We start from the raw sequence: 20,280 nt of genomic DNA on the forward strand, positions 1-20,280 counted from the left end.
TCTTTTTGGACTAGAGCTTGAACAAGATCTGTTGTAAACTGATTCATAGGAAGACCTTCTTTCTTTGAATTGGTTGTGGTGACTTAATTCTACAAGAAAAGGTCTTCCTTTTTGTATTTATTCATTTACACAAGATATTTTACGCTCTCGAAAGTGTTAATCTAAATTCAATTTATGTAGGTAAAGTATTAACTTTAAAAGTATAAAGTAATAATATACTATTACCTTATTTTAAATGAAATTTAAAATTACCCATAAAAATGATTAGTTTAACTGTTTACTTTTAGTGCTGACAAATATGAACAAAATCAATAAGAGGTGCGTATGTTACCCGCACCAAAAACATGTGAGTAAACTAACTATGTTGAAGATTTACTAGGTAAATTATGAAACTAGACAGGGTAAAGGAAGCGACAGTGGAATGGCAAGATGTTCAAATGGTAGAAAATTAGCAATTAGAAAAGACCCTGTATCATATAAGACGCAGGGCTCTTCTAAAGTTTTGTATATTGTTCAAATTATTTACAGGGTTCTATATTGCACCATACAATATAGAACCCTGCTACACTTTTTCACTTTGAGAATTTTGAATATAAAAAAGAATTCATCTCGAAAATAATTATTCAAAATGAATTCTTTTTATATAGATTAAGGTCTATGGAAGTTGACCGTTTTTTCGTCATCTCCCGTTCGCTCAAACCAACCTCTAAAGGCCCAGTTATCGTATCCTCCGTCACCTTCATTAATAAACGTGCCTTCTTCAAATATCCAAACTCCAAACGTAATACCATCGTAATCTACAGTATCAAAATATTGGACACCTTGTAATTGGTTTGAATTATAGCCTTGACTCAAATTCATCACCATTACATTATATTGTTGACCCGATTCAAAAAACGCTTTTTCCATTGCTCCTTTGACAAAACCACTTCGATTATCAGCCGTTTTAGCTGCATCTGCAATCGCTTGCCCAATTGCTACTGGATCGATCGCTACGTCTCCTCCAACTTCTGCAGCTTCTGCGGAGCCAGCAGAACCTCCTAAATTCGGTAGAGTTAATGGCGTCGCTAACATAGCTAAACCTACGGCAGAAGCTACAACAGCTTGTTTCGCTCTTCTCATTTGATCTCCTCCTATTTTAGTTGATTCTTAGAACAAATACCCTTTTTATGAATATTAAAACAAAAATTCCATAATTAAGTATATAAGAGGGGTGAGAAAAAGTGAAATATAGGTTTGAAAAAACTGAAAATAATTTTGACTTGAAGCCAGATGAAGAAACAATGACATATTTATAAATAGTTTGTCATGTTGTAGTATCAGATACTATACCCATCTATCTATTAAAAATTCAGGTAGCTTAAACGCACATTTCAGTAAAGACTTTTATAAAATGTCACTTACCTATTTGTTACCAAGTTCCTGTGCCAAACCGATTAAAAGTCCTTCTACTCCACGGATGTAGCAGAGCCGATACGAGTCCTCATATTGAACCACTTCGCCAACGAGCTGAGCGCCATACCTAGTGAGTCTGGACACCATTTCGTCAATGTCTTCAACAGTGAACATGACGCGTAGATAGCCCAGAGCGTTTACAGGAGCAGTCCGGTGATCTGATATAGTAGGTGGGCTGAGAAATCGCGAAAGTTCAATCCTGCTGTGGCCATCCGGGGTAACCAGCATCGCAATCTCTACGTGCTGAGAACCCAATCCTGTTACACGTCCACCCCATTGACCTTCGACGGTGGCTCGTCCTTCAAGACTCAAGCCAATCTCCTCGAAGAAAGAAATGGCATCATCAAGGGATTCTACAACGATACTGATATTGTCCATTCTTAGTAGGTTGTTTTTGTCCATAGTTTTATCTCCTTATATGTGATATGTGATATTTTATTATCTGTTCATTTTCATAATCATTCTATTAAAAAGTTATAAATTCCTTTCAAACAAAACATTCTTACCCTGTCACTAAGCCATATTTGGTATGTATTTTATATTCTTTTTAGAAAATGATCTATTTGCCAATAATACACGAAGGACTTTACTATTTACTAAGCTAATTAATGGAAAAATTGGTGTAATAACAATGTCGAATAGTGTATAGTAAAGAATAATTTTCATTATATGTCTGAGAGGTGGGATTGTTATGGAAAAGCTAGAATATGAATGGGTAAAACAAGCACGACAAACTTTATTAGAGCAATGTAGAGAGTTGAGTGAAGGTGACTTGGCGAAAGAGTTTGCATTCGGTTTTCAAAGTATTAGAGATTCTCTAGTTCATATGGCAGGTTGCTATCATGCTTGGCTAGGTTCTTTTGTGCTTTCAGAAACATCATCACCACTATTCACAAAAGAAGTAATTAATACTATGCAAATAGACGATATTCAGCATTATTTTCAACAGGCTGATAGATACGTAGAAAAAGTATTGAAGCAATTTACAGATAAATTTGATGAGTCTATTGAAAAAGAACTGGCTTGGAGAGCAAACAGTGGTTTGGTAAGAAAAACACCTCGTCAATTGCTTGTCCATTCAATTACTCATGAATCACATCATAAAGGACAAATTGTAGTTATGTTACGTCTATTAGGGCATACACCTAAAAATACGGACATATTGGGGTTACCTGAAAAAGAACCTTCCAAATAATAAATTAAGAAACCTTCTCACAAAGAGCAATGTTTTTGAAATAACGTATGTGCTCTTTGTGAGATTCGTAAAAGTAGACTTTTGTAGTTAATATAAAACCAATTAAAGGAAAAAGGTCCTTGTCGGAGGATATGTCTGTTATGGTAAACATATAATCTTCTCTAGAGGGTGAAGTCTATAAATGAGTTTTTATTTATCAAAAAAGCTCGATAAAAAAAATAAAGTTAACTAGCTTTATTTTTTTATAATATACATCCTTCTTTTCAAATAGTTGATTCTGTATACAAGTATGATATATTAGAAATCATACTATTTTTTACAAATTTCAACGTAACTCTATTTTTGAGGAACCTCACGTCCACTGCCGAGGTTCCTCTTTTATTTTGTATGCGTAGCAACACATTCAAATTAGCGTTTGATTACACATTATGGTAAATCGTTTCATTAAATCCTTATATAGAGCTCATCACAGAAGACATTTCTTTTAATAGGTAAATGTTTTCTGTGATCTCTTTACCCTGTTAATAACAAATAACCAGATATAAATATATAAGCACACCTTTAATTCAACAGGATTTTGATACCACTAAAGAATTTCAAAAAAAGTTCTTTATAGAATCCCTTTTTTATTTTAAAGCTTAACTTTTTAGTTCTACGTAGAAAAATATGTTTTACTCTCGGTTTGTGTTTTTCCTTAAATACTTTATGCTCGTGGTGTTTAAACAATTTATTCCCTATCCACTAACCCTTTCTTTTAAATAACCTAGAAATCCATTTTGGACTTTAACTATATGGTCACCGATCCAAATACTATTGACCCTAAAGTAATACCAACTTCGAGATTCACCTAAAAATTCTCCAACGCTATAACCTTCTTTAATTAAATGAGCTTGAATTTCTTCTTTCCAATCATTAAACATCTTCTTCCCTCCTATTTAAGGTTGTTAAGACTGTCCTTTTACTAATCCCCATTTCATTCAAGGAGAAACCAATCATTCCTATTATTCATATATGTTAGTAATATCTATGTCATATAAGTTTTATAGCAATTTCAACTACGCTGCATTGATCACCTTCAAAAGATTTGTAGAGGGTAACATATCTCTTGAAACGTATGGGCAATTACTATAAAAATGAGGTAGTCTATAAATATATAAGGCAGTTAAGAACAGCAAAGGGTAACCTCTAATTCAAGTGAGCTTACTCTTTATATCCATGTGTATAATTTTATTTCATAAAAACAAACTTTGGTGGGTACATCAGAACATGTGTGCATGACGGATAGAGTATAAAGCAGGATTTGAAATAGAAATAAAGTCTAATTAATATAAAAAAAATTATTGTAGCTGTTCTTTAAAACATCGATATTAACAGCAGTGACTACATGTAATTGATGCAAATAATTAAGCTGATAAGCTCTAATACTGAGTTTTATAAATGATAGACGTTGATGTGGTTGGTGATAAGAAATAGTTTGACAACTAAAGATATATATAATATACATCTTTTTGGGTAAAAAATTACTTCATCGACAGTGATTTTACGATAACAACGTGTAATTCCACAAAAGAGAGCAATGCATACAAGTAAATAAATTCAACTGTACAAATACTATTTTTAATACTCATCCCTATAAATTTTTTCATATTATTGGCCCCTTCCCCATATAAGCTATTCGTTTCTCGTTTCAACTTATTTAAATGTAAAAGTATTAATCTTGAGTGAGGTAATAACAATTGCTGCTTAGCTGTGAAGTTATCAAGTGGAATTTGTAGAAAAGTAATAGTGAATTAGTCTACAATCTTTTATTTGCTTTACGAATACCTTTTCCTCTTTTATAAAAATCATCCCGAATTTCTCGAGTGAGCACGCCCTCTTCTATTTTTTCTGCAATATCCATTAGTGTTTCAATGTCAGAAAAGGAATATCTTCGGGTGCCCGAAGGTGTGCGTGCAGGAAAAATAAGCTTTTTGGTTTCAAAATAACGGATTTTCCTTTCAGAAAGTCCTGTCATGTCAGTAACAATCTTCATGGTCATTATTTTTTTGTCTCGATATGCGTAACGTTTCTTCAAATCATCTTGCTCCTTTGTCTAGTTTGTTCATTGTAAAACAGAAATATAGTTATTAGTTAGCTAATTTGTGTACTTCACTTATTGTTCAGTTGTATATATCTGAATTATCAAATAATTATGTTTACATTAGCAGTAAAACATACAAATAATCTACAACTTGGTTATAAATCCTGACATATTAAATATTTAATTATGACTTTTTCTCCAATGTTAAACAAAAAAATAATACATAAAAATCTTTTTATTCTTACTATATTGCTTAGAGAAAATAATTCAAAATTCCAGTTGAATATGCTTATATATAGTCAAAGAAAAGGCCCTTGCTACATTAACTGCATAAGGGTCTTTTCTTAATTGAATTAAACATTTCCATTCAAACTAATTAACTTTAAAGGATAAATAGGGATAGAAAAAAGCACCCTCATCGTTAATGGCATTGAAGAGTAAGGGTGCTTTTTGGGAATTTAGATTTTCTATACTAAAATATAAGAAATATTAGATCTGTAGTTATTGTAACATATTATTTAAAAGATTGTCATACAAATTTTGTTGTGAGAAGGGAAAACTTGTTATTTTATTACAGAATTGCTCTTTATCAGGCTCATATATATCCATGTGTGAGACAAATGATTTTTACCATTTTACCCCTTCGTATACTATCTTTTTTAGAAGAATATATATCCATAAGATGCACTTTTTATACATTGCTTTCATTGCCCGGATTAACAGAATAAGTATCTTTTCAAAAATGTATAAAAATCTGCATGCTTCATAACGAGGAACTCCTTGAGAACCCTTGCCTTCCTATTATTCTCTTTTTTGTATGTTCTGGAAAGAGACTTTATGTTAACTAAACGCGTATAAGATATACAGTGATAAATCAGAAAAAATTGCTATCGGTGAAGAAGCAGTTCTTCTGTTCTTGTTTAATGGTTGTTTTTTATTAAATATAACGCTGCTTTTTTGATAAAACGAGAGTAGAGATACCAATCAATCCTACACCCATGATTGCCGGAGTAGTGTGGCTAACTACTGAATACAACTGACCGCCAATAATTGGTCCCATGAACCGGGCTAGAGATTGAATACTTTGAGCTCCCCCTAGTATATGACCTTGCTCACTGTCACTAACAGATTTTGAAAGCATACCATTAAATGATGGCCCAAAGACCGAATCACCCAGTCCGAAGAAAACCATCCCAGCAATAAAGACTAAATAAAAAGCTGTAAGGGCTGAAATCGCAATAAGGATAAAGCCAATAATTTGACTTATCATGCCTAAAAGAGCAATTTTTTTATCCGTCAAAAATTTGAGTAGCCGTGGCATAATGATTGCTTGAGAAAAGATATCCAGTAAACCTATTATAGAAAATGTCAGACCAATAAATATAGGCTGCCATGCAAATGTATCTATTGAAAACTGAGAGAAGATAGCTTGTAATGATCCGTTAGGAATCCAAACTAGGAACCCAGCAATTAGCAGCCATTTAACAGATTTAAAGGAAAAAACCTTTGATAATTGTATAAATGGATTAAGATGTCTAACAGATATACTGGAAGAGCGTCTGGACTTCTCAAGACTCTCAGGCATGAAAAAATAGCCATATATGGCATTAAGCAATGTGATAACCGTACCAGCATACATAGGAACACCGTTTCCAAAAGTTGCAAGTGCACCACCAATGATGGGGCCCAGAGCAGTGCCAATCCCAACAACAGCACTAATCCAACCAAAGTATTTAGTGCGTTCATTTGAATGGGTGATATCTGCAAAGTAAGCAAAAATCGCTGAAATTTCGCCACCTGTCAAACCTTCTATAATACGACCACTGAAGAGAATCCAAAGTGCACCTCCAAGTCCAAAGATAAAATAACCAAGAGCAGAACCAATAAGACTAATAATTAATACTGGACGACGACCATATCTATCGCTTAACGCACCTAAGACTGGTGCAGCCAAAAAGACAGAAAGAGCGTAAATAGACGTAAGTAATGTTACTGCAGTAGCCTGACTATTGGGACTACTAGTATAAGTCTTTACTAAAAAAGGTAAAACAGGGCTAACTATAGTCAATCCAAGACCAGTTAAGAAGACAGTGATAAACCCAAACGTTAGGGCATGTTTATTTATTAAAGTATCCATGATAGTTCTCCTTCAGATTTATTGTTTCTAAGGAAACAAATATAAGTTTACTTCTTTATTGTTTCCTCGTCAACAATAAATCATCGTAAAAAAAACACCACTTACTCAGTGATATTTTTCAGATGATGTCTATATCGACCAATGAAACGAAAAATAGTGTCAAATTCCTCATCGGTCATGTACTTAAATACTTCTTTATCACGTTCAAGAAAAGATTGGTGTAATTCTTGATGGACGTCATTTATTTTTTGTCCATTGGTTGTTAGGCGAAAATATATTTCCTTTTTATTTTCAACACTTTGATAACTCTCAATCATATTTTTAGCTATCAGCTTCTTAGTAAGCTTACTTATAGCACCCCGAGTCATGTAGCTTGCAGCTGCAAGTTTTGTTACATTTGCATTTGGGATTAGAGAGATATTTTCAATTAATTCTATTTCACTCAACGTATAGTCCTTTAAGGCCAATTCTACTTCCGGTTTATTACGCCAAATTATTTCATTACACAAATCCATAAGTTCACTCATTAACTGCTGTCGTTTATCCATAATAACTCCTCCCTAATTTGTATACAGTATAACGAGTTTTTGTTTCTTTCACAACAAAACGAAATAAAGCATTATAATGTTTATTAAGAATATGTAATAAACGTTATTTTAATGAGAAGCAACTATTAAACTCTTTTATGAAAATGGACGGTTTTATCGTCATTTCCTGTGCGTTCAAACCATCCTCTGAAGGTCCAGTTATCATATCCCCCATCCCCTTCATTAACAAATGTTCCATCTCACACTCCAAATATCCCACCATCATAATTTACCTTATCAAAGTACTGGATGCCTTGTAGTTTCTCATAGTAACCTTGAATCAAGTTCATTACAATTACGTTATATTGCTCACCTGCTTTATAGAAAGCTTTTTCTCTTGCTCCTTTGACAAAACCGCTTCGATTGTCGGCCGTTTTAGCTGCATCTGCGGAACCAGCAGAACCTCCTAAATTCGGTAGAGCTAATGGCGTCTAACATAGCCAAAACTACAGTTGAAGCTATAACAGCTTGTTTCGCTCTTCTCATTTGATCTCCTCCTATTTTAGTTGATTCTTAAAACTCCTCCCTTTTTTTATATTAAAACAAAAATAACATAATTAAGTAAGTTTGTGATAACCGAGAAAAAAGAGATGAGAGTGTTAAAAAAGCTGTCTCTACTCTCGAGTAGAGACAACTCAAGAAACAATTAGCTATTCCGCAGGAGTTTGTTGTGTCTTATGACCAGATACTTTTATCACATACCTAATAAGGAAATGCTACCCATTATCTAATTTAATCTTTCACTTTTTCGACATAATAAGTTCACTCATATATTGAAAACCATATAACAGGAGTTGTCTGACAGTCAAAATGGTTACATACTGAAACGGATTAATTCTCTTCAGCGTAAAGATGTTTGTCTTTTTTAATTTGGGTACAACTACGAATGTGAATGTAGTATGTATCATAAAATTTACAGCTATATACAGAGGAAACTTACGGTATGTGGATTTAAGCACCCACATAGATACGGTAAAAAAGGGCCCCCATGTCCACACATCTTCACCAGGAATTTTCGGATGTATACTGCGTTTAAAAGACCAAAAATTCTTCCTCTTAGCATAACAATTAAGGTATTTAGTCACCATGCAGATAGCAATGGATGCTGGAAGAAAACGTTTAAAATCTTTGCTCTTCATAAATGAAAAGCTGGACCAACAAGTGATAACTAACAGTATTAAAAATAGCCTATTCTTTTTCATGATTCTATACACCTCTCTATTTTAAGGTGTACATCTATTCTAAAATTACACAAAGAATTCTTGTACATGTTACCTGATAGAACAACCTGCTGAGAGTGACAGCAGGTTGTTCTATTTTTAGCTTTAAAACTTAATGTTGATTACTATAGCTTTTAAATACGTTCTGCTTTCTGATAGCGATGTGCCCAATATCTTCTGAAATTTTTAAGTTTTTCTTACCAGGTAATTCTAAGGATACTGGCTCTTCACTTGGATATATTAATTCTTGTGGAGGTGATAGTAATGGAAAACAAATACTCTAACAAGACTGCTTCAGGAACAGACGTACAACATGTGAAGCAAAAAAATGCTCAAGCATCTTCTGGTAAATACGGTACAGAATTTGCAAGCGAGACTGACGTACAACACGTGAAGCGTCAAAACGCTCAAGCCAACAAAAACCAAAAATAATTTTTAAAAGGGTTCTTTCATAATCGTTGAAAGAACCCTTTCTTATGCTTAATCTCCTATTAGCTTGTATCAAAGTTTATTCTACAGATATATCTTAAAAACTTAGTTAACATAATGTTTCTTTCCGGAACAAACGCAAAAAGAGAACCCTTAGAAATGGACTGAACCCAAAAAGTTAGACAATTGATATTTAAGCAACGTAGTTGGCATGAGTACAGTATTCGACTGGACCCATGCCTTTTAATTTTCCCTTAACGTTGTAAATCCGCATTTCCTGACGCTACCCCTTTTAGATAGAGGAGAAACTACTCTTTTATATCCCTTTCATATAAATATAACATATAATCAGTCATAACACCGGGATGGCCTAGTTGCCGTAGCATAGCTGTAATATTGCCACGATGATATGTTCCATGATTGACAACATGTTGTACTACATCAGATAAACGGGTTTCGAGTCGTCCAGCAAATGAAGTTTCAAGCACAAAGGCGGTTTCTATATCTTCTTGACGATTGAGAAACGCTTTGTACCGGCCAGATAAATCGAAAAACATTGTTTCTACTTCCTCGATTCTTTTCGTTTCAATCTGTTCTCTCAATTGATTAGCCGACGCAGATGCTTCATCAAACTTTTTACCAGAAATACAATCTAACCATATGTTGTCAGAAACATAAATGTGCGCCATCAACTTTGATATAGAAGGAAAAACGCTCTGAATTTCCTTTTCGTAAATGTCCTCAGAAAGTTCTTTTAATCGATCGAAAATTTTTTGGTTTGCCCATACATGGTAGTCGTACAATTTTAATGAGTGATGTGACATTTGAAAATCCCCCTATTTCCCAATTCATTATCGACATTACACGAGGTATCGGTAGTCAACTTAACTATACTTCTATAAAAATATTCTCCAGACCTTTTGTTTAAAGGAGTTTTTTGTTCAATTAATATGAATTATAAGAAGTAACAAACCTTTAAAATTCCTATTATTAAAGGTTTGGTATATGTGTAATTCAAATGTTATAAAAGAAAAGAATAACTCTTGCCTTGTTCTATTCTTTAGGATAAAATACGATACTGAGATATTTTCTCACCATTTTTATTCTGATTTGAAAACCTACTGTACTCTTGTTTGCACAGCAGGTTTTCTATTATAGAAAAGCGTATAATTCAAGCACAGTAAAAACGAGTGAAAAAGGAATGATTAACTACTAAATAGTAGTAATTATTATTTTTATGTAAAATCTAATAACTCTTCTTATAGCTGTAAATAGATAAAAACATATTGACATTTAATTTCAAACTAACTAAGATGATATACATTACATACACTTTAATTTAATAAACAAAAGCTAAGATAGGATCTTAAGTAATCCTAATCTCCCTGTTATAGAGAGCTGATAATTGGTGGAAGTCAGTACAAAGATTAGAGATGAAATTCACTCCTAGAGCTTCCTCTTCTAATGGTGTTTTAGAGAGGACGGATAAAACCGTTATGCTAATTAAGAGGTAAGATGTTTTTACAATATAGGGTGGTACCGCGAAATTTTCGTCCCTGCTGAATTATTCAGCAGGGACTTTTTTATGTTAAAAGGAGGGCATCATGAAAGAAAATACCGCATCAAAGAATACGTTAAAAAAACAGTTATTACCGCGCCACATTCGAATGATTGCTATTGGAGGAATGATTGGGACAGGAATTTTCAAAGGGAGTGCTGATACAATTGGATTAGCAGGACCTTCGGTTATCTTTTCGTATCTATTTGCTGGACTATTGCTTCTCATTGTAATGGGAGCTTTGGCTGAAATGGCTATTGTATACCCATCTCACAATATGAAAGATCTAATTCAAAAAGCTTTTGGAAGACGTTTTTCTTTTGTAACGGGAGCTACTTATTGCTTTATGTGGCTTACTGTGTGCGTTATTGAAGTCATCGCTGCAGGTAGTTTTCTACAATATTGGTTTTCTTCTATTCCTTTATGGATTCTCTGTCTCATTTGTTCAATTGTACTTATTTTAATTAATGCTACAAGCGTAAAGTCTTTTGGAGAAATTGAGTTTTGGTTTGCTGGTATTAAAATCTTTGTTATTATTGCTTTTATTTTATTAGGTATAGCGATACTATTTGGAATTATGCCAAGTAATAATTCATCTTCTCATTACCTTCACAATTATAGTGATTTTGTGCCAAATGGCTGGAAAGCCGTTTTTTCTACATTACTTGTAGTCATTTTCTCGTATGGAGGATCAGAACTCATTGGTTTAACTATTACGGAAACAAAAGATGCTGAAAAAGTCTTACCAGGGGTAGTTAAAGGCGTTATGTGGAGAGTAGTTCTGTTTTATACCTTGCCTATTTTTATTATCTGCGGCTTGATACCATGGGATAAAATTGATGCAAATGCTAGCCCTTTTGTCCAAGTATTTGAAACAGCCGGGCTTCAAGGGGCTTCTCATGTTATGAACTTTATTTTATTAACAGCTGTCCTTTCAGCAGCCAATTCAGGTATTTATGGCTGTACAAGGATGCTTCATTCTTTATCTCAGTCGGGAGATGCTCCTAAAAGTTTGTCCTATGTAAATAAACAAGGCGTACCTGTTTACAGTTTAGCTTTCAGTGTCCTATTTTTATTATTGGGAACGTACCTCGTATACTTATATCCTGAAAAAGCTTTTTCTTATTTATTAGCTATTCCTGGATTTACAGTTTCTCTTATATGGATTAGTATTTGCTTAGCTCAGCTAAAGCTACGTCCTCAATATAAAGAAAAACCATATTTTAAACTTTGGGGCTTCCCTTATTTAACGCTTTTTGCCGCATGTACATTAATTATTAGCTTCATAGTCTTTCTCATAGACAGTGCGAATAGGTTAAGCTCTATAGTTTGTGTAGCATTCGTTCTTGTAATGGTAATCCTTTCATTTTTCAAAAGGAACACCAAACCTACTTCCCTTGAAGTAACGAATGATACCAATTAGATTTTACATTCTTCAAAAACTTAAATCAAAAAAGCTACTTTTTAAAGTAGCTTTTTTGATTTATAGAATCACTTGCTTCATCTGAGGGCATTTTTAGTGATGTAACTCACGATTTGTTTTTGGGATTTCGCTTTTTATTCCAAGCTTCTAAGGTTTCAAGGCCTGTTAAGTGCCCAAAATGGTGATATATGATTGCGTTTGACATACCTTTGTTATCCACACTGTAAATTCGTTAATCATGTTAATTAACTCGCAAATGTACTTGTTTTTTTGACGATCAAACTGTTTGTACGTTCCCTCTATTTTGCTAAAATCAATCCATTTCTTTAGTTTAATCATAGGCGGATTAGTGCTCAAAAAATATGCGAGTTCTTGCAGCTGATTACTGATCCTCAGCCATGTTTCTGCTTTGATTTCTGTCACTTGGGTAGGTTGATACTGTGGCACATACTTGCAAATCGTGGTGTAGAAATAAGCAAAAGCTTCATCAGCAAAATAGACCGATTCTTTATTCCAATACTTTGCATTGTACTCCCCTGGTTTCACTTCTATATAATAAGCATTTTCGACCTTGTCCACATTTGTTATCATTTCAAAAGGAGATTCCATAGCAACACCTCTTTTTTAGATAACGTTAGTATGTCCTTTTTTATTAGTGATTTACCTAAAAATCACTCCCAAGTTAATATCATGTACTTTTATTTTTTTAACCATTTATAAAACATAGGTATGATTGCCCTTCCTTTGAATAGGTTAGTTGTAAAAAAACATGTAGCGGAAAGGAAGTAGCAATTATGCATATAGAAATGAATATCTTATTTACTTTAGGTTCTTTACTGGGTTTATTAGTAGGAGGAGGACTTCTCAAATTAGTAAACCATTTGGCAAGGGGAAGAATCCAATTTATGTATGCTATATGCGGTGGAATCTTATTGGGCTTATTGTTCTTTGATATCCTTCCGTCTACTTGGCATCTATATGATTTAAGAGGCGTTTTATTAGGAATTGTAGCCGGATATATCATCATGCTATGCGTTGACCTCTTTTTGCATAAACAAAACAGCGAAATTTCACCCTTACAGGCGCTTATCTTATTAACGGTTGCTATCTTTTTTCATAATGTCATCACAGGTATTACATTTGGAATAACAGATATGCACCAATCAGCTTCTGTATTCGCAGCTACCCTTTTACATCAGGTCCCAGAGGGGATGGCAATTATGACAGTCCTTTCTATAGCAAAAATACCTAACATCTTCTTTTTACTAATTGTAGCCATTCTGTCGCTGTCTTTAGGAGGCAGTTTATTCATTGGTGAAAGTGTACAAGTTTCCTCACTTAAACTACAAGCTTTATCGACTGGCGCAGCAATCGGTACACTGTCTTTTGTTATCTTTCATGAAATAATTGGAAATACCATCAAGCACTTCAGGAAATTGCATGTATGGCTATTAATTTCGCTAGGATTCGTAATTATTTATGTTTATCAATATTCTCTTTCCTTATTTCACGGCCATTAGAACGATTAAATTTAAGTGTCAAAAAGACACCTGCAAATGTATGCAGCTATACCTCACTCTGATCATTTATAAAAGAAGAACATTTCACACAATGTTCTTCTTTTACATTACTTCCTAGGGTCATGATTATGGTAACTAGAAATAACTGCTTAGAATCCATATTTCATTCTCCTATATGTAAGCATTTGTATGTTACCACTCTCTCCACTCTTCTGTGATATCCTCTTCAGTTTCTAAGCCAGCTGCATTTGCAGCTTTAATGATAAACTCGCAAAGTTCTTCTCTTTCTAACGTTTCAATGAAATAGTCAAATTGTTCATTTAATTCGTTTAATCCTATAACTACCTCTTTTACATATTCTAAGATATCTTGTTCTGACATTTTATCTACAGAACCTTTAAGTCTATTCATATAGGTCTCAAGGATTTCATCAGTGGCTTTAATATTCTCTGCAGTGAAAATTTCATCATCTTCCATTCTTTGTTGCCAAGCTGCTGTCGGTTTATTATTTTTTAGGTCTTGCATTATTGTGATATCTCCTTAGGGTCATATTTCCATTTAGCTATAAGCCTAATGCTAATCTGATTATATATCAAAATTAACCGCTCAATTTTATTACTACTCTCAGAAATGTCATTTAAATTTAAATCAGTCTATTTATTAAAATAAAAAGCACCTCAATTAATAGATGCCTAGTTTTTATTATTATTTTTCTTCTGTAATCATAAACTGTACCACGTTATTTAAATTGATGTGCACTAACTCTTTTTCATTCGAAATGAATCTTTCATATTTTGTTATATGACTAATGACTTCTTTCTTTGATGCGGCTTCGAATTTTAATTCCTTTGTTCTGCCATTTATAAATTCGAAAATAACTTTAAATTTAAGCATAGGTGTATCTCCTCATTATCTACTTATCATTCTTGTTTCATCAATTCTTCTTCAAAGAAAAAAATACTTGGATATTTAGTAACCGTATAAGAGTATCTTTTCATGTTTTTTACATAATGACTTTTTAAGGTTGTTACTAATTCATTCGATACTCTTATAGTTACTGTTTTTCCATTACTAAATATTTTCACGTTATATCCTTCATCTTCCATCTTCTCTCCTATGTTCTGTTCTTGCCTTTTTAATAGCGAACAGAGCTAAGGAGCGTTCGCTATTAATGATGGGTGAGAAAAATGTGTCAGTCCTTAATCATTCCTATTATCTTTGGGATAACGTTTACATACGCATCAATGCGCCATTAGGCTTTGGTAACTCCTCAGCTGTTATCAGATTCATTTTACAAAAATGTTCAAAAAATTGTTGTGCCAGCTCTCTTTCCTTTGCGTCACTTTTTAACTCAGCTATATCAAGCAAAATTTGAGCCATCCATAAATTATCAAAATAACGGTATTTGCCTGTATTCCATGTCATTTTTTGGGACGTTCTTTCATTTACATAATATTTCCAGAAAGGCATCTGATCCGATTCCTGTTCTGTGAGCTGGAGTCTGTATTTTGAATGAGCAGGAATATATCCATCTTCACAAAGCTTACCGATAAAATCTTCATTCACCATATAGACGCCTAAGATACGTCTGTCTTTTTCAGGCATACTGGAATCTATTGCTGTTAACAAGACAGCACTATTTTGGTGCAAACGGATGGGTTTGGTTGGCTTCCCCTTGTTATTACCGCTTTTTATTACACCCGAAAAAACCTTCCACTCTAAAAAAGAACTATTCTGTTCTTCTGTGTCACACCAAAAAACCATTTGTGATTCAGAATGAAGTTTATGATTTTTCATAAGTTTTTCAAGTCCCCAGCGAAGTTCCTGGTTTTTTCGTTGTAGCTTTTTTTCCTCTTCCTTCTTCCGTTCTTCCTCGTTGTGTTCCATTTCCTTTTTTTCTATAATTTTTTCGAGTGAATGAGCAACACTTTTATCATGCAGTTTTAGATGCTTTCCAAATACATCGGGGAAAACAAACTTTTTATTTTCCGATGCGAAATGTATTTCAATACTAGAATCATTACATTTAACTATACTGCCTATCCCAAAAAGCTTGTGTGTAACTTTCTTATTGATTAGATTCATTATTCTAGGCCTCCTTGTAGAATAAAAACTCGGTTACTATTAGATAGTAAATTAATAATTTTATTCAACTAACTTACCTTTAAAGCTCACACAACTGTTTGAGTTTTTTTTCAATTTTAAAAAGGGTATTGAAAAAATGTATCCATAATTCTATCTGAAAAAAACACAGCGGAATTCGAAATACGATCGAAAAAACAATTGTAAAACTATTATAACATTTTTTGAAAATATTACAAATTTTTCATTGACAATATATTTTGATTTGAGGTAAAATTAAGTTTTATTATTTATAATAAATCGAAATACAAGTCTCCAACAAGTCATGAAACTTCTGGAAAGTCCCTATAAATAACCATTTGATTACCGGTGATAAGCGAAATGATTCCACCATTAAACTAATCTTTAAACTAACCCTCATTACGTTGGCGGCTTAGTTTAGGGATGTACTACTACAGTAAGTGGTACAATTAAAAAGCAAAAGAAGAAGATATGAACATTATTACCAAGTGTTTAGAAATTCTCATATCAAAAATTCCGTGCATTATTCCATGAAAATAAAATGGTAAGAAACACTAATTGATATAAATGATTATTACTCCTTTATAAGCTATAATGTAATATGAGGAGTAGTGATGTTAGTATGTATTATTACGGCAAAAGAAATCAAGAACCTTTAGCTCAAGAACAAACAGAGGTTTGGGAATGTACAGTAGAAGATTGTAAGGGCTGGATGAGAAAAGATTTCTCTTACGACAACCACCAAAAATGCCCTTTGTGTGGAAATCACATGGAAGCTGGAGAACGGCTTATTAATAAAATCCCCCTTAATCCCCATCGAAGATAATTTGTACCAATGCTATCGCATAGATTAAAAATTACTAATAAATTATTTAATTTAATTGAAAATATAATTAATTTATTTGCATTTGCTTTCTATTTCTATTGTATGTTATAACTAGTTATACCTTGTATCGATCGTCTTGTCTAAAACCCAGGCTTTTTTTAAAGCCTGGGTTTTCTATTGAACTAATAGTAGATAAATCATGGTTTTCTAATTATAAGACCATAAAAAAAGACTCCTTCATAAGGAGTCCTTTTTGTTATCACTTTTAATTATGCTTTGTGAACGTTAGCAGCTTGTGCTCCACGTTGACCTTGCTCGATATCAAAAGTAACTTTTTGACCTTCTTCTAATGATTTGAAACCTTCACCTTGAATAGCACTGAAATGAACGAATACATCTTCTCCGCCTTCGATTTCAATGAAACCGAAACCTTTGTCTGCATTAAACCATTTTACTGTACCTTGTGTCATAATGTTGCCTCCTGCTGTGGAATATTCCACAAATGTATTACCTCTCTTGCCCAATCATACTATTTCAAGATAAAAACTTCTGTTTAAGGTTTTTTCTTCTCTCAATCTTATACCGAACAAAAACAAGTTAAACATAGTGTAACACATAGAGATATTGATAGCAAATAATTGCTTTTTTCCATTCTTCACTAAAAAGCTATCCCATTCGAAAAAATATACTTTTAAGGACTCCTAATTTTTAACTTTATTCAACCACTAAAGTAATAAAGTTAAAAACTTTATTGGAATTAATAAAATTGCTTTAACGAAACTTAAATAAAAGGTTAATTAATACTTTTAATGAATTAATTTACTTTTAATTTATTTTTAACCATATTTTAATGATTCACTATAATCATTGAATTATAATGGAATCACCAAAGTGATTATCCTTCTTTAAACTTGCTTTCTATCTAAAGCAAGTCTTTTTATTTATAGGAATGAAAATGACTAGAATGATATAGGTTGCACCGTATCCATATATTTTATTAGTAATCAGATTAAAATATATTTCAAATATACAGAGAAACGCTCTCTGAGGGAATGAACTTTGGTTTTACATATAATAAAATAAATAGTTCGACGTAAATTTGAGCAATTTAGAAGCTCTTATTTTCTTCTTATTATTGATTTTGAAACACTTGTTTTGAAATTAGTTAACCTAATGTCACTCTCAATAACTACAAACGCCTTTCATCAAGAAGTGGTTATAACGTGCTATTTTTAATAAACTTCATTTCTATATACAAACCAAAAGTTAATAACATATATACTGATAAAGAATGGAAATAGGAGAGGATAATCTTGACTAAAAATCATCCATATTTAGATGAGAAAGTTATGACTATAAAAATCGTTACTGAAATGACAGGTTTATCAGAAAGACAAGTTCGTTATTATGAAGAGCGAGAGCTTATTTTTCCAAAACGAAACTCTTCAGGTACCCGAATGTATTCCTTTTCCGACATTGAAAGGTTAATGGACATTGCAGAAAAAATTGAAGATGGTGTTAGAACACGGGAAATGCGTAAGGATTTATTTTAAAGTAGGTAAATTTGATTTGTTCTTTTAGTCTTTGTTCATGCTTACTCAATCTCTATATTCAATATTTACTGGGTTATTTTTATTCGGATTTTTTATAAATGTATATAAGATAAGACTTTTATGCACTCCATTATTATTTAGCCTAGAGAGAAACATTGATACATAAGGGACGTATAAACATGTCTATATTTTATAAAAATGACTCTGTTAGAACCCTTATTCCCATAAAGGTTCTCTTTTTCATATGTTCCTGAAAGAGTGATTATGGTAACTAGCATATTAAGTAAACCCCTTTGTGTTAAACTGTACACAGAAACATGTATGAGTCTGAAGGAAATATAATGAAATGTGCAATAGGGATAGTTCTTATTGCTCAAGCTTTATCAACGTACTTAACTATTAAGACAGCATATACTCCTTATACTGTTAGAATATTAGATAGAAATACTGGAGTTATGAAAGTTTCCTATAGTTTCCCTTTAACGTACTGGTTAATGTTTATAGGCTTGGACATCATGTTTTTAGTGGGAACATATTTAGTTTTTGTTAAAGAAAAGAAGCAGATCTTTAATTAAAGGTCTGCTTTTTATTTTTACCGATAAATGGTTTTATGTTAACTAATGATTAACAACAAGCATTAGTTACAGGTAGCTTTTCATTTGGCCCATCGCTGTTCTTGTGAACTTCACTATCAGATTTCGTATAAAAGAATTCCCATTCGTTTCCGTCCGGATCTGTTACCCAAAACTTATCTTGCACAGCATAGCAGCAAGTCGTATCCATCTCTTCACGAGCAAAGAAGCCCTCTTTTTCTAATCGTGATTTATGGGAATGGATTTCTTCAGGCGTCTCTATTTGGAATCCGAAATGATTTACTTGATTACCCTTTACTTCGTCTCGTACGTTTAAAGTGAAATTTAATCCTGGCTCATCTAATAAGAATTTAGCGTAATCTACTTTCGTTTTTACAGGTTGAACGCCAAATACCTTTTGATAAAATTCAATGGACGCCTCTAGATTTGTTACATTAATTCCTACATGAACATATTTCATTTATACTTCCTCCTCCGCATGATAAACAATATTATTTTGAATGTAGTAAATTACGAGCATGAGCCGCTTTTACTTGTATCTTTTCTAAACAAGCAGCAAAGCTCCTCAGATAACAGGTGATTTACCTCTTTATCATTTAAATCATAATAGCTCCATGTCCCTTTCGTTTCTTTTGTGATAAGGTTTGCTTCTAATAAAATCTTTAAATGATAGGAAAGTTTAGATTGAGACATTCCAAAGCATTCAGTTAGATCACATACGCATGTCTGTCCTCGCTGGCAGAGCTCATACATAATTTCTAATCTCTTTTGATCAGCAAGTGCTTTAAATTTTTGTTCGTACTGTTTAAATGGGTGCTTTCCTTCCTTAACTGTTTCCATTGTCATTCTCCTTCATCAACTTTTTTTGATTTAATGATCGAAGCTTTCGGCAGCTTTTTTAAAGTTACTATATGTAGTTTCCCCTCTTACCATAGGATCTTGATGAAAAAAACGCTGAAAGATTAAGTTTTATGCTTCCTTCTGGTCCATCCCTTGGGTGTTCATAACTAAATGAAAATAGGCTCGAAAGTACGTAACAGATAAGTTTCCAGAGTTGTTGACTCTCACTGCTTTCATCCTCACTTTCATAAATCAATTTTTTTGATGTATTCATCATATCTGGAAAATTTAGATAAATCAAGGAATTAATCAACTTTTTTTGATTAATTTTTAAAGTGTATATTTCTGTTGAATATATAATAAAATACTTATATAATTATATTTGAAAATAAGGAGGCGAGTCATAATGGATGTAAAAGCGCAGGTAGAAGTGGAAAAAGCAGTACAGATACTGAAGCTGCTTGGAGATAAGACAAGATTGTCAATGATGAAGCTGCTCCAAAATAACGAGTGCTGTGTTTGTGAGCTAGTTGAAATTTATAAAGCAAGTCAACCGGCTATTAGCCAACACTTGCGGAAGTTAAGAGCTATCGAACTCGTAAGTGAAAGACGAAAAGGACATTGGATCTTCTATTCCTTAAATAAAGAAAACAGCTATTATCAGTTTGTCCTTGATATACTCGATTCTTTACCAAGCGAAGATGAACGATTAAAAGAACTAGAAAAGCAAGGTTTACGTATTAATTGTTGCTAATAATAGG

21 protein-coding genes, 1 pseudogene and 1 other annotated feature are annotated in these 20,280 nt (G+C 32.9%); of the genes and pseudogenes, 7 read left to right on the forward strand and 15 right to left on the reverse strand.

Annotation, left to right across the window (positions count from 1 at the left end):
- Positions 1 to 648 precede the first annotated feature (648 nt).
- On the reverse strand, positions 649 to 1,122 hold the full coding sequence (locus AC1D0Y_RS23540; protein ID WP_060745076.1) for a hypothetical protein: 474 nt from the start codon (positions 1,120 to 1,122) through the stop codon (positions 649 to 651).
- A 282-nt stretch (positions 1,123 to 1,404) separates the two neighbouring features.
- Positions 1,405 to 1,857 (reverse strand): VOC family protein, encoded by a 453-nt coding sequence (locus tag AC1D0Y_RS23545; protein ID WP_060745075.1) that lies wholly within the window; start codon positions 1,855 to 1,857, stop codon positions 1,405 to 1,407.
- A gap of 289 nt (positions 1,858 to 2,146) precedes the next feature.
- Between AC1D0Y_RS23545 and AC1D0Y_RS23550 the strand changes: the two genes are divergently transcribed.
- Positions 2,147 to 2,650 (forward strand): DinB family protein, encoded by a 504-nt coding sequence (locus AC1D0Y_RS23550; protein WP_060745074.1) that lies wholly within the window; start codon positions 2,147 to 2,149, stop codon positions 2,648 to 2,650.
- A gap of 734 nt (positions 2,651 to 3,384) precedes the next feature.
- Here the strand turns inward: AC1D0Y_RS23550 and AC1D0Y_RS23555 are convergent.
- The 4 genes from AC1D0Y_RS23555 to AC1D0Y_RS23570 form a co-directional block, all read right to left on the reverse strand.
- Entirely contained in the window at positions 3,385 to 3,570 is a 186-nt protein-coding gene (locus AC1D0Y_RS23555; protein ID WP_060745073.1) for a hypothetical protein, read from the reverse strand.
- Positions 3,571 to 4,445: 875 nt separating this feature from the next.
- A complete protein-coding gene (locus tag AC1D0Y_RS23560; protein ID WP_060745072.1) occupies positions 4,446 to 4,724 on the reverse strand; it encodes a MerR family transcriptional regulator in 279 nt (92 codons plus the stop codon).
- A 943-nt stretch (positions 4,725 to 5,667) separates the two neighbouring features.
- Positions 5,668 to 6,867 (reverse strand): MFS transporter, encoded by a 1,200-nt coding sequence (locus AC1D0Y_RS23565; protein WP_060745071.1) that lies wholly within the window; start codon positions 6,865 to 6,867, stop codon positions 5,668 to 5,670.
- Positions 6,868 to 6,968: 101 nt separating this feature from the next.
- Positions 6,969 to 7,415: a MarR family transcriptional regulator gene (locus tag AC1D0Y_RS23570; RefSeq protein ID WP_060745070.1), complete on the reverse strand. Its 447-nt coding sequence runs from the start codon at positions 7,413 to 7,415 to the stop codon at positions 6,969 to 6,971.
- A 1,523-nt stretch (positions 7,416 to 8,938) separates the two neighbouring features.
- Here AC1D0Y_RS23570 and AC1D0Y_RS23575 point away from each other — a divergent pair.
- Positions 8,939 to 9,106, forward strand: a complete 168-nt coding sequence (locus tag AC1D0Y_RS23575; protein ID WP_033580113.1) for a gamma-type small acid-soluble spore protein — start codon at positions 8,939 to 8,941, stop codon at positions 9,104 to 9,106.
- A gap of 305 nt (positions 9,107 to 9,411) precedes the next feature.
- On the opposite strand, the gene AC1D0Y_RS23580 is transcribed toward AC1D0Y_RS23575, so the two are convergent.
- Positions 9,412 to 9,927, reverse strand: a complete 516-nt coding sequence (locus AC1D0Y_RS23580; RefSeq protein WP_060745069.1) for a DinB family protein — start codon at positions 9,925 to 9,927, stop codon at positions 9,412 to 9,414.
- A 522-nt stretch (positions 9,928 to 10,449) separates the two neighbouring features.
- Positions 10,450 to 10,664: a binding site (T-box leader), on the forward strand.
- A 43-nt stretch (positions 10,665 to 10,707) separates the two neighbouring features.
- Here AC1D0Y_RS23580 and AC1D0Y_RS23585 point away from each other — a divergent pair.
- Positions 10,708 to 12,084: an amino acid permease gene (locus AC1D0Y_RS23585; RefSeq protein ID WP_060745068.1), complete on the forward strand. Its 1,377-nt coding sequence runs from the start codon at positions 10,708 to 10,710 to the stop codon at positions 12,082 to 12,084.
- Between the two features lie 165 nt (positions 12,085 to 12,249).
- Here AC1D0Y_RS23585 and AC1D0Y_RS23590 read toward each other — a convergent pair whose 3' ends face one another.
- A complete protein-coding gene (locus AC1D0Y_RS23590) occupies positions 12,250 to 12,693 on the reverse strand; it encodes a hypothetical protein (RefSeq protein ID WP_060745067.1) in 444 nt (147 codons plus the stop codon).
- 185 nt (positions 12,694 to 12,878) lie between these two features.
- Here AC1D0Y_RS23590 and AC1D0Y_RS23595 point away from each other — a divergent pair, with 185 nt between their 5' ends.
- The gene (locus tag AC1D0Y_RS23595; RefSeq protein WP_477707953.1) at positions 12,879 to 13,604 is read left to right on the forward strand and encodes a ZIP family metal transporter; all 726 of its coding nucleotides are present in this window, start codon (positions 12,879 to 12,881) and stop codon (positions 13,602 to 13,604) included.
- Positions 13,605 to 13,796: 192 nt separating this feature from the next.
- Here AC1D0Y_RS23595 and AC1D0Y_RS23600 read toward each other — a convergent pair whose 3' ends face one another.
- The 4 genes from AC1D0Y_RS23600 to AC1D0Y_RS23615 form a co-directional block, all read right to left on the reverse strand.
- Complete coding sequence (locus AC1D0Y_RS23600; protein WP_034276592.1) at positions 13,797 to 14,129, reverse strand: hypothetical protein; 333 nt, start codon at positions 14,127 to 14,129, stop codon at positions 13,797 to 13,799.
- 180 nt (positions 14,130 to 14,309) lie between these two features.
- A complete protein-coding gene (locus AC1D0Y_RS23605; RefSeq protein ID WP_013082641.1) occupies positions 14,310 to 14,498 on the reverse strand; it encodes a hypothetical protein in 189 nt (62 codons plus the stop codon).
- Between the two features lie 26 nt (positions 14,499 to 14,524).
- Positions 14,525 to 14,710 (reverse strand): hypothetical protein, encoded by a 186-nt coding sequence (locus tag AC1D0Y_RS23610; protein WP_034276589.1) that lies wholly within the window; start codon positions 14,708 to 14,710, stop codon positions 14,525 to 14,527.
- Positions 14,711 to 14,834: 124 nt separating this feature from the next.
- Positions 14,835 to 15,689: a hypothetical protein gene (locus AC1D0Y_RS23615; RefSeq protein WP_028410075.1), complete on the reverse strand. Its 855-nt coding sequence runs from the start codon at positions 15,687 to 15,689 to the stop codon at positions 14,835 to 14,837.
- A gap of 640 nt (positions 15,690 to 16,329) precedes the next feature.
- On the opposite strand from AC1D0Y_RS23615, the gene AC1D0Y_RS23620 reads away from it, so the two are divergent.
- Positions 16,330 to 16,533: a cold-shock protein gene (locus AC1D0Y_RS23620; protein ID WP_016763693.1), complete on the forward strand. Its 204-nt coding sequence runs from the start codon at positions 16,330 to 16,332 to the stop codon at positions 16,531 to 16,533.
- A 269-nt stretch (positions 16,534 to 16,802) separates the two neighbouring features.
- On the opposite strand, the gene AC1D0Y_RS23625 is transcribed toward AC1D0Y_RS23620, so the two are convergent.
- Positions 16,803 to 17,003 (reverse strand): cold-shock protein, encoded by a 201-nt coding sequence (locus tag AC1D0Y_RS23625; protein ID WP_028414801.1) that lies wholly within the window; start codon positions 17,001 to 17,003, stop codon positions 16,803 to 16,805.
- Positions 17,004 to 17,882: 879 nt separating this feature from the next.
- Between AC1D0Y_RS23625 and AC1D0Y_RS23630 the strand changes: the two are divergent.
- A pseudogene (locus AC1D0Y_RS23630) lies at positions 17,883 to 18,080 on the forward strand (MerR family transcriptional regulator); the annotation flags it as partial.
- A gap of 630 nt (positions 18,081 to 18,710) precedes the next feature.
- On the opposite strand, the gene AC1D0Y_RS23635 reads toward AC1D0Y_RS23630, so the two are convergent.
- Positions 18,711 to 19,139 carry an ArsI/CadI family heavy metal resistance metalloenzyme gene (locus AC1D0Y_RS23635; RefSeq protein ID WP_028410073.1) on the reverse strand — a complete coding sequence of 143 codons (429 nt, stop codon included), beginning with the start codon at positions 19,137 to 19,139 and terminating at the stop codon, positions 18,711 to 18,713.
- A gap of 50 nt (positions 19,140 to 19,189) precedes the next feature.
- Positions 19,190 to 19,519 (reverse strand): ArsR/SmtB family transcription factor, encoded by a 330-nt coding sequence (locus tag AC1D0Y_RS23640; RefSeq protein ID WP_060745064.1) that lies wholly within the window; start codon positions 19,517 to 19,519, stop codon positions 19,190 to 19,192.
- 406 nt (positions 19,520 to 19,925) lie between these two features.
- On the opposite strand from AC1D0Y_RS23640, the gene AC1D0Y_RS23645 reads away from it, so the two are divergent.
- Positions 19,926 to 20,273 (forward strand): ArsR/SmtB family transcription factor, encoded by a 348-nt coding sequence (locus AC1D0Y_RS23645; RefSeq protein WP_028410070.1) that lies wholly within the window; start codon positions 19,926 to 19,928, stop codon positions 20,271 to 20,273.
- The last annotated feature ends 7 nt before the right edge of the window (positions 20,274 to 20,280 follow it).

The organism is Priestia sp. P1_B12_1 (assembly GCF_056406695.1).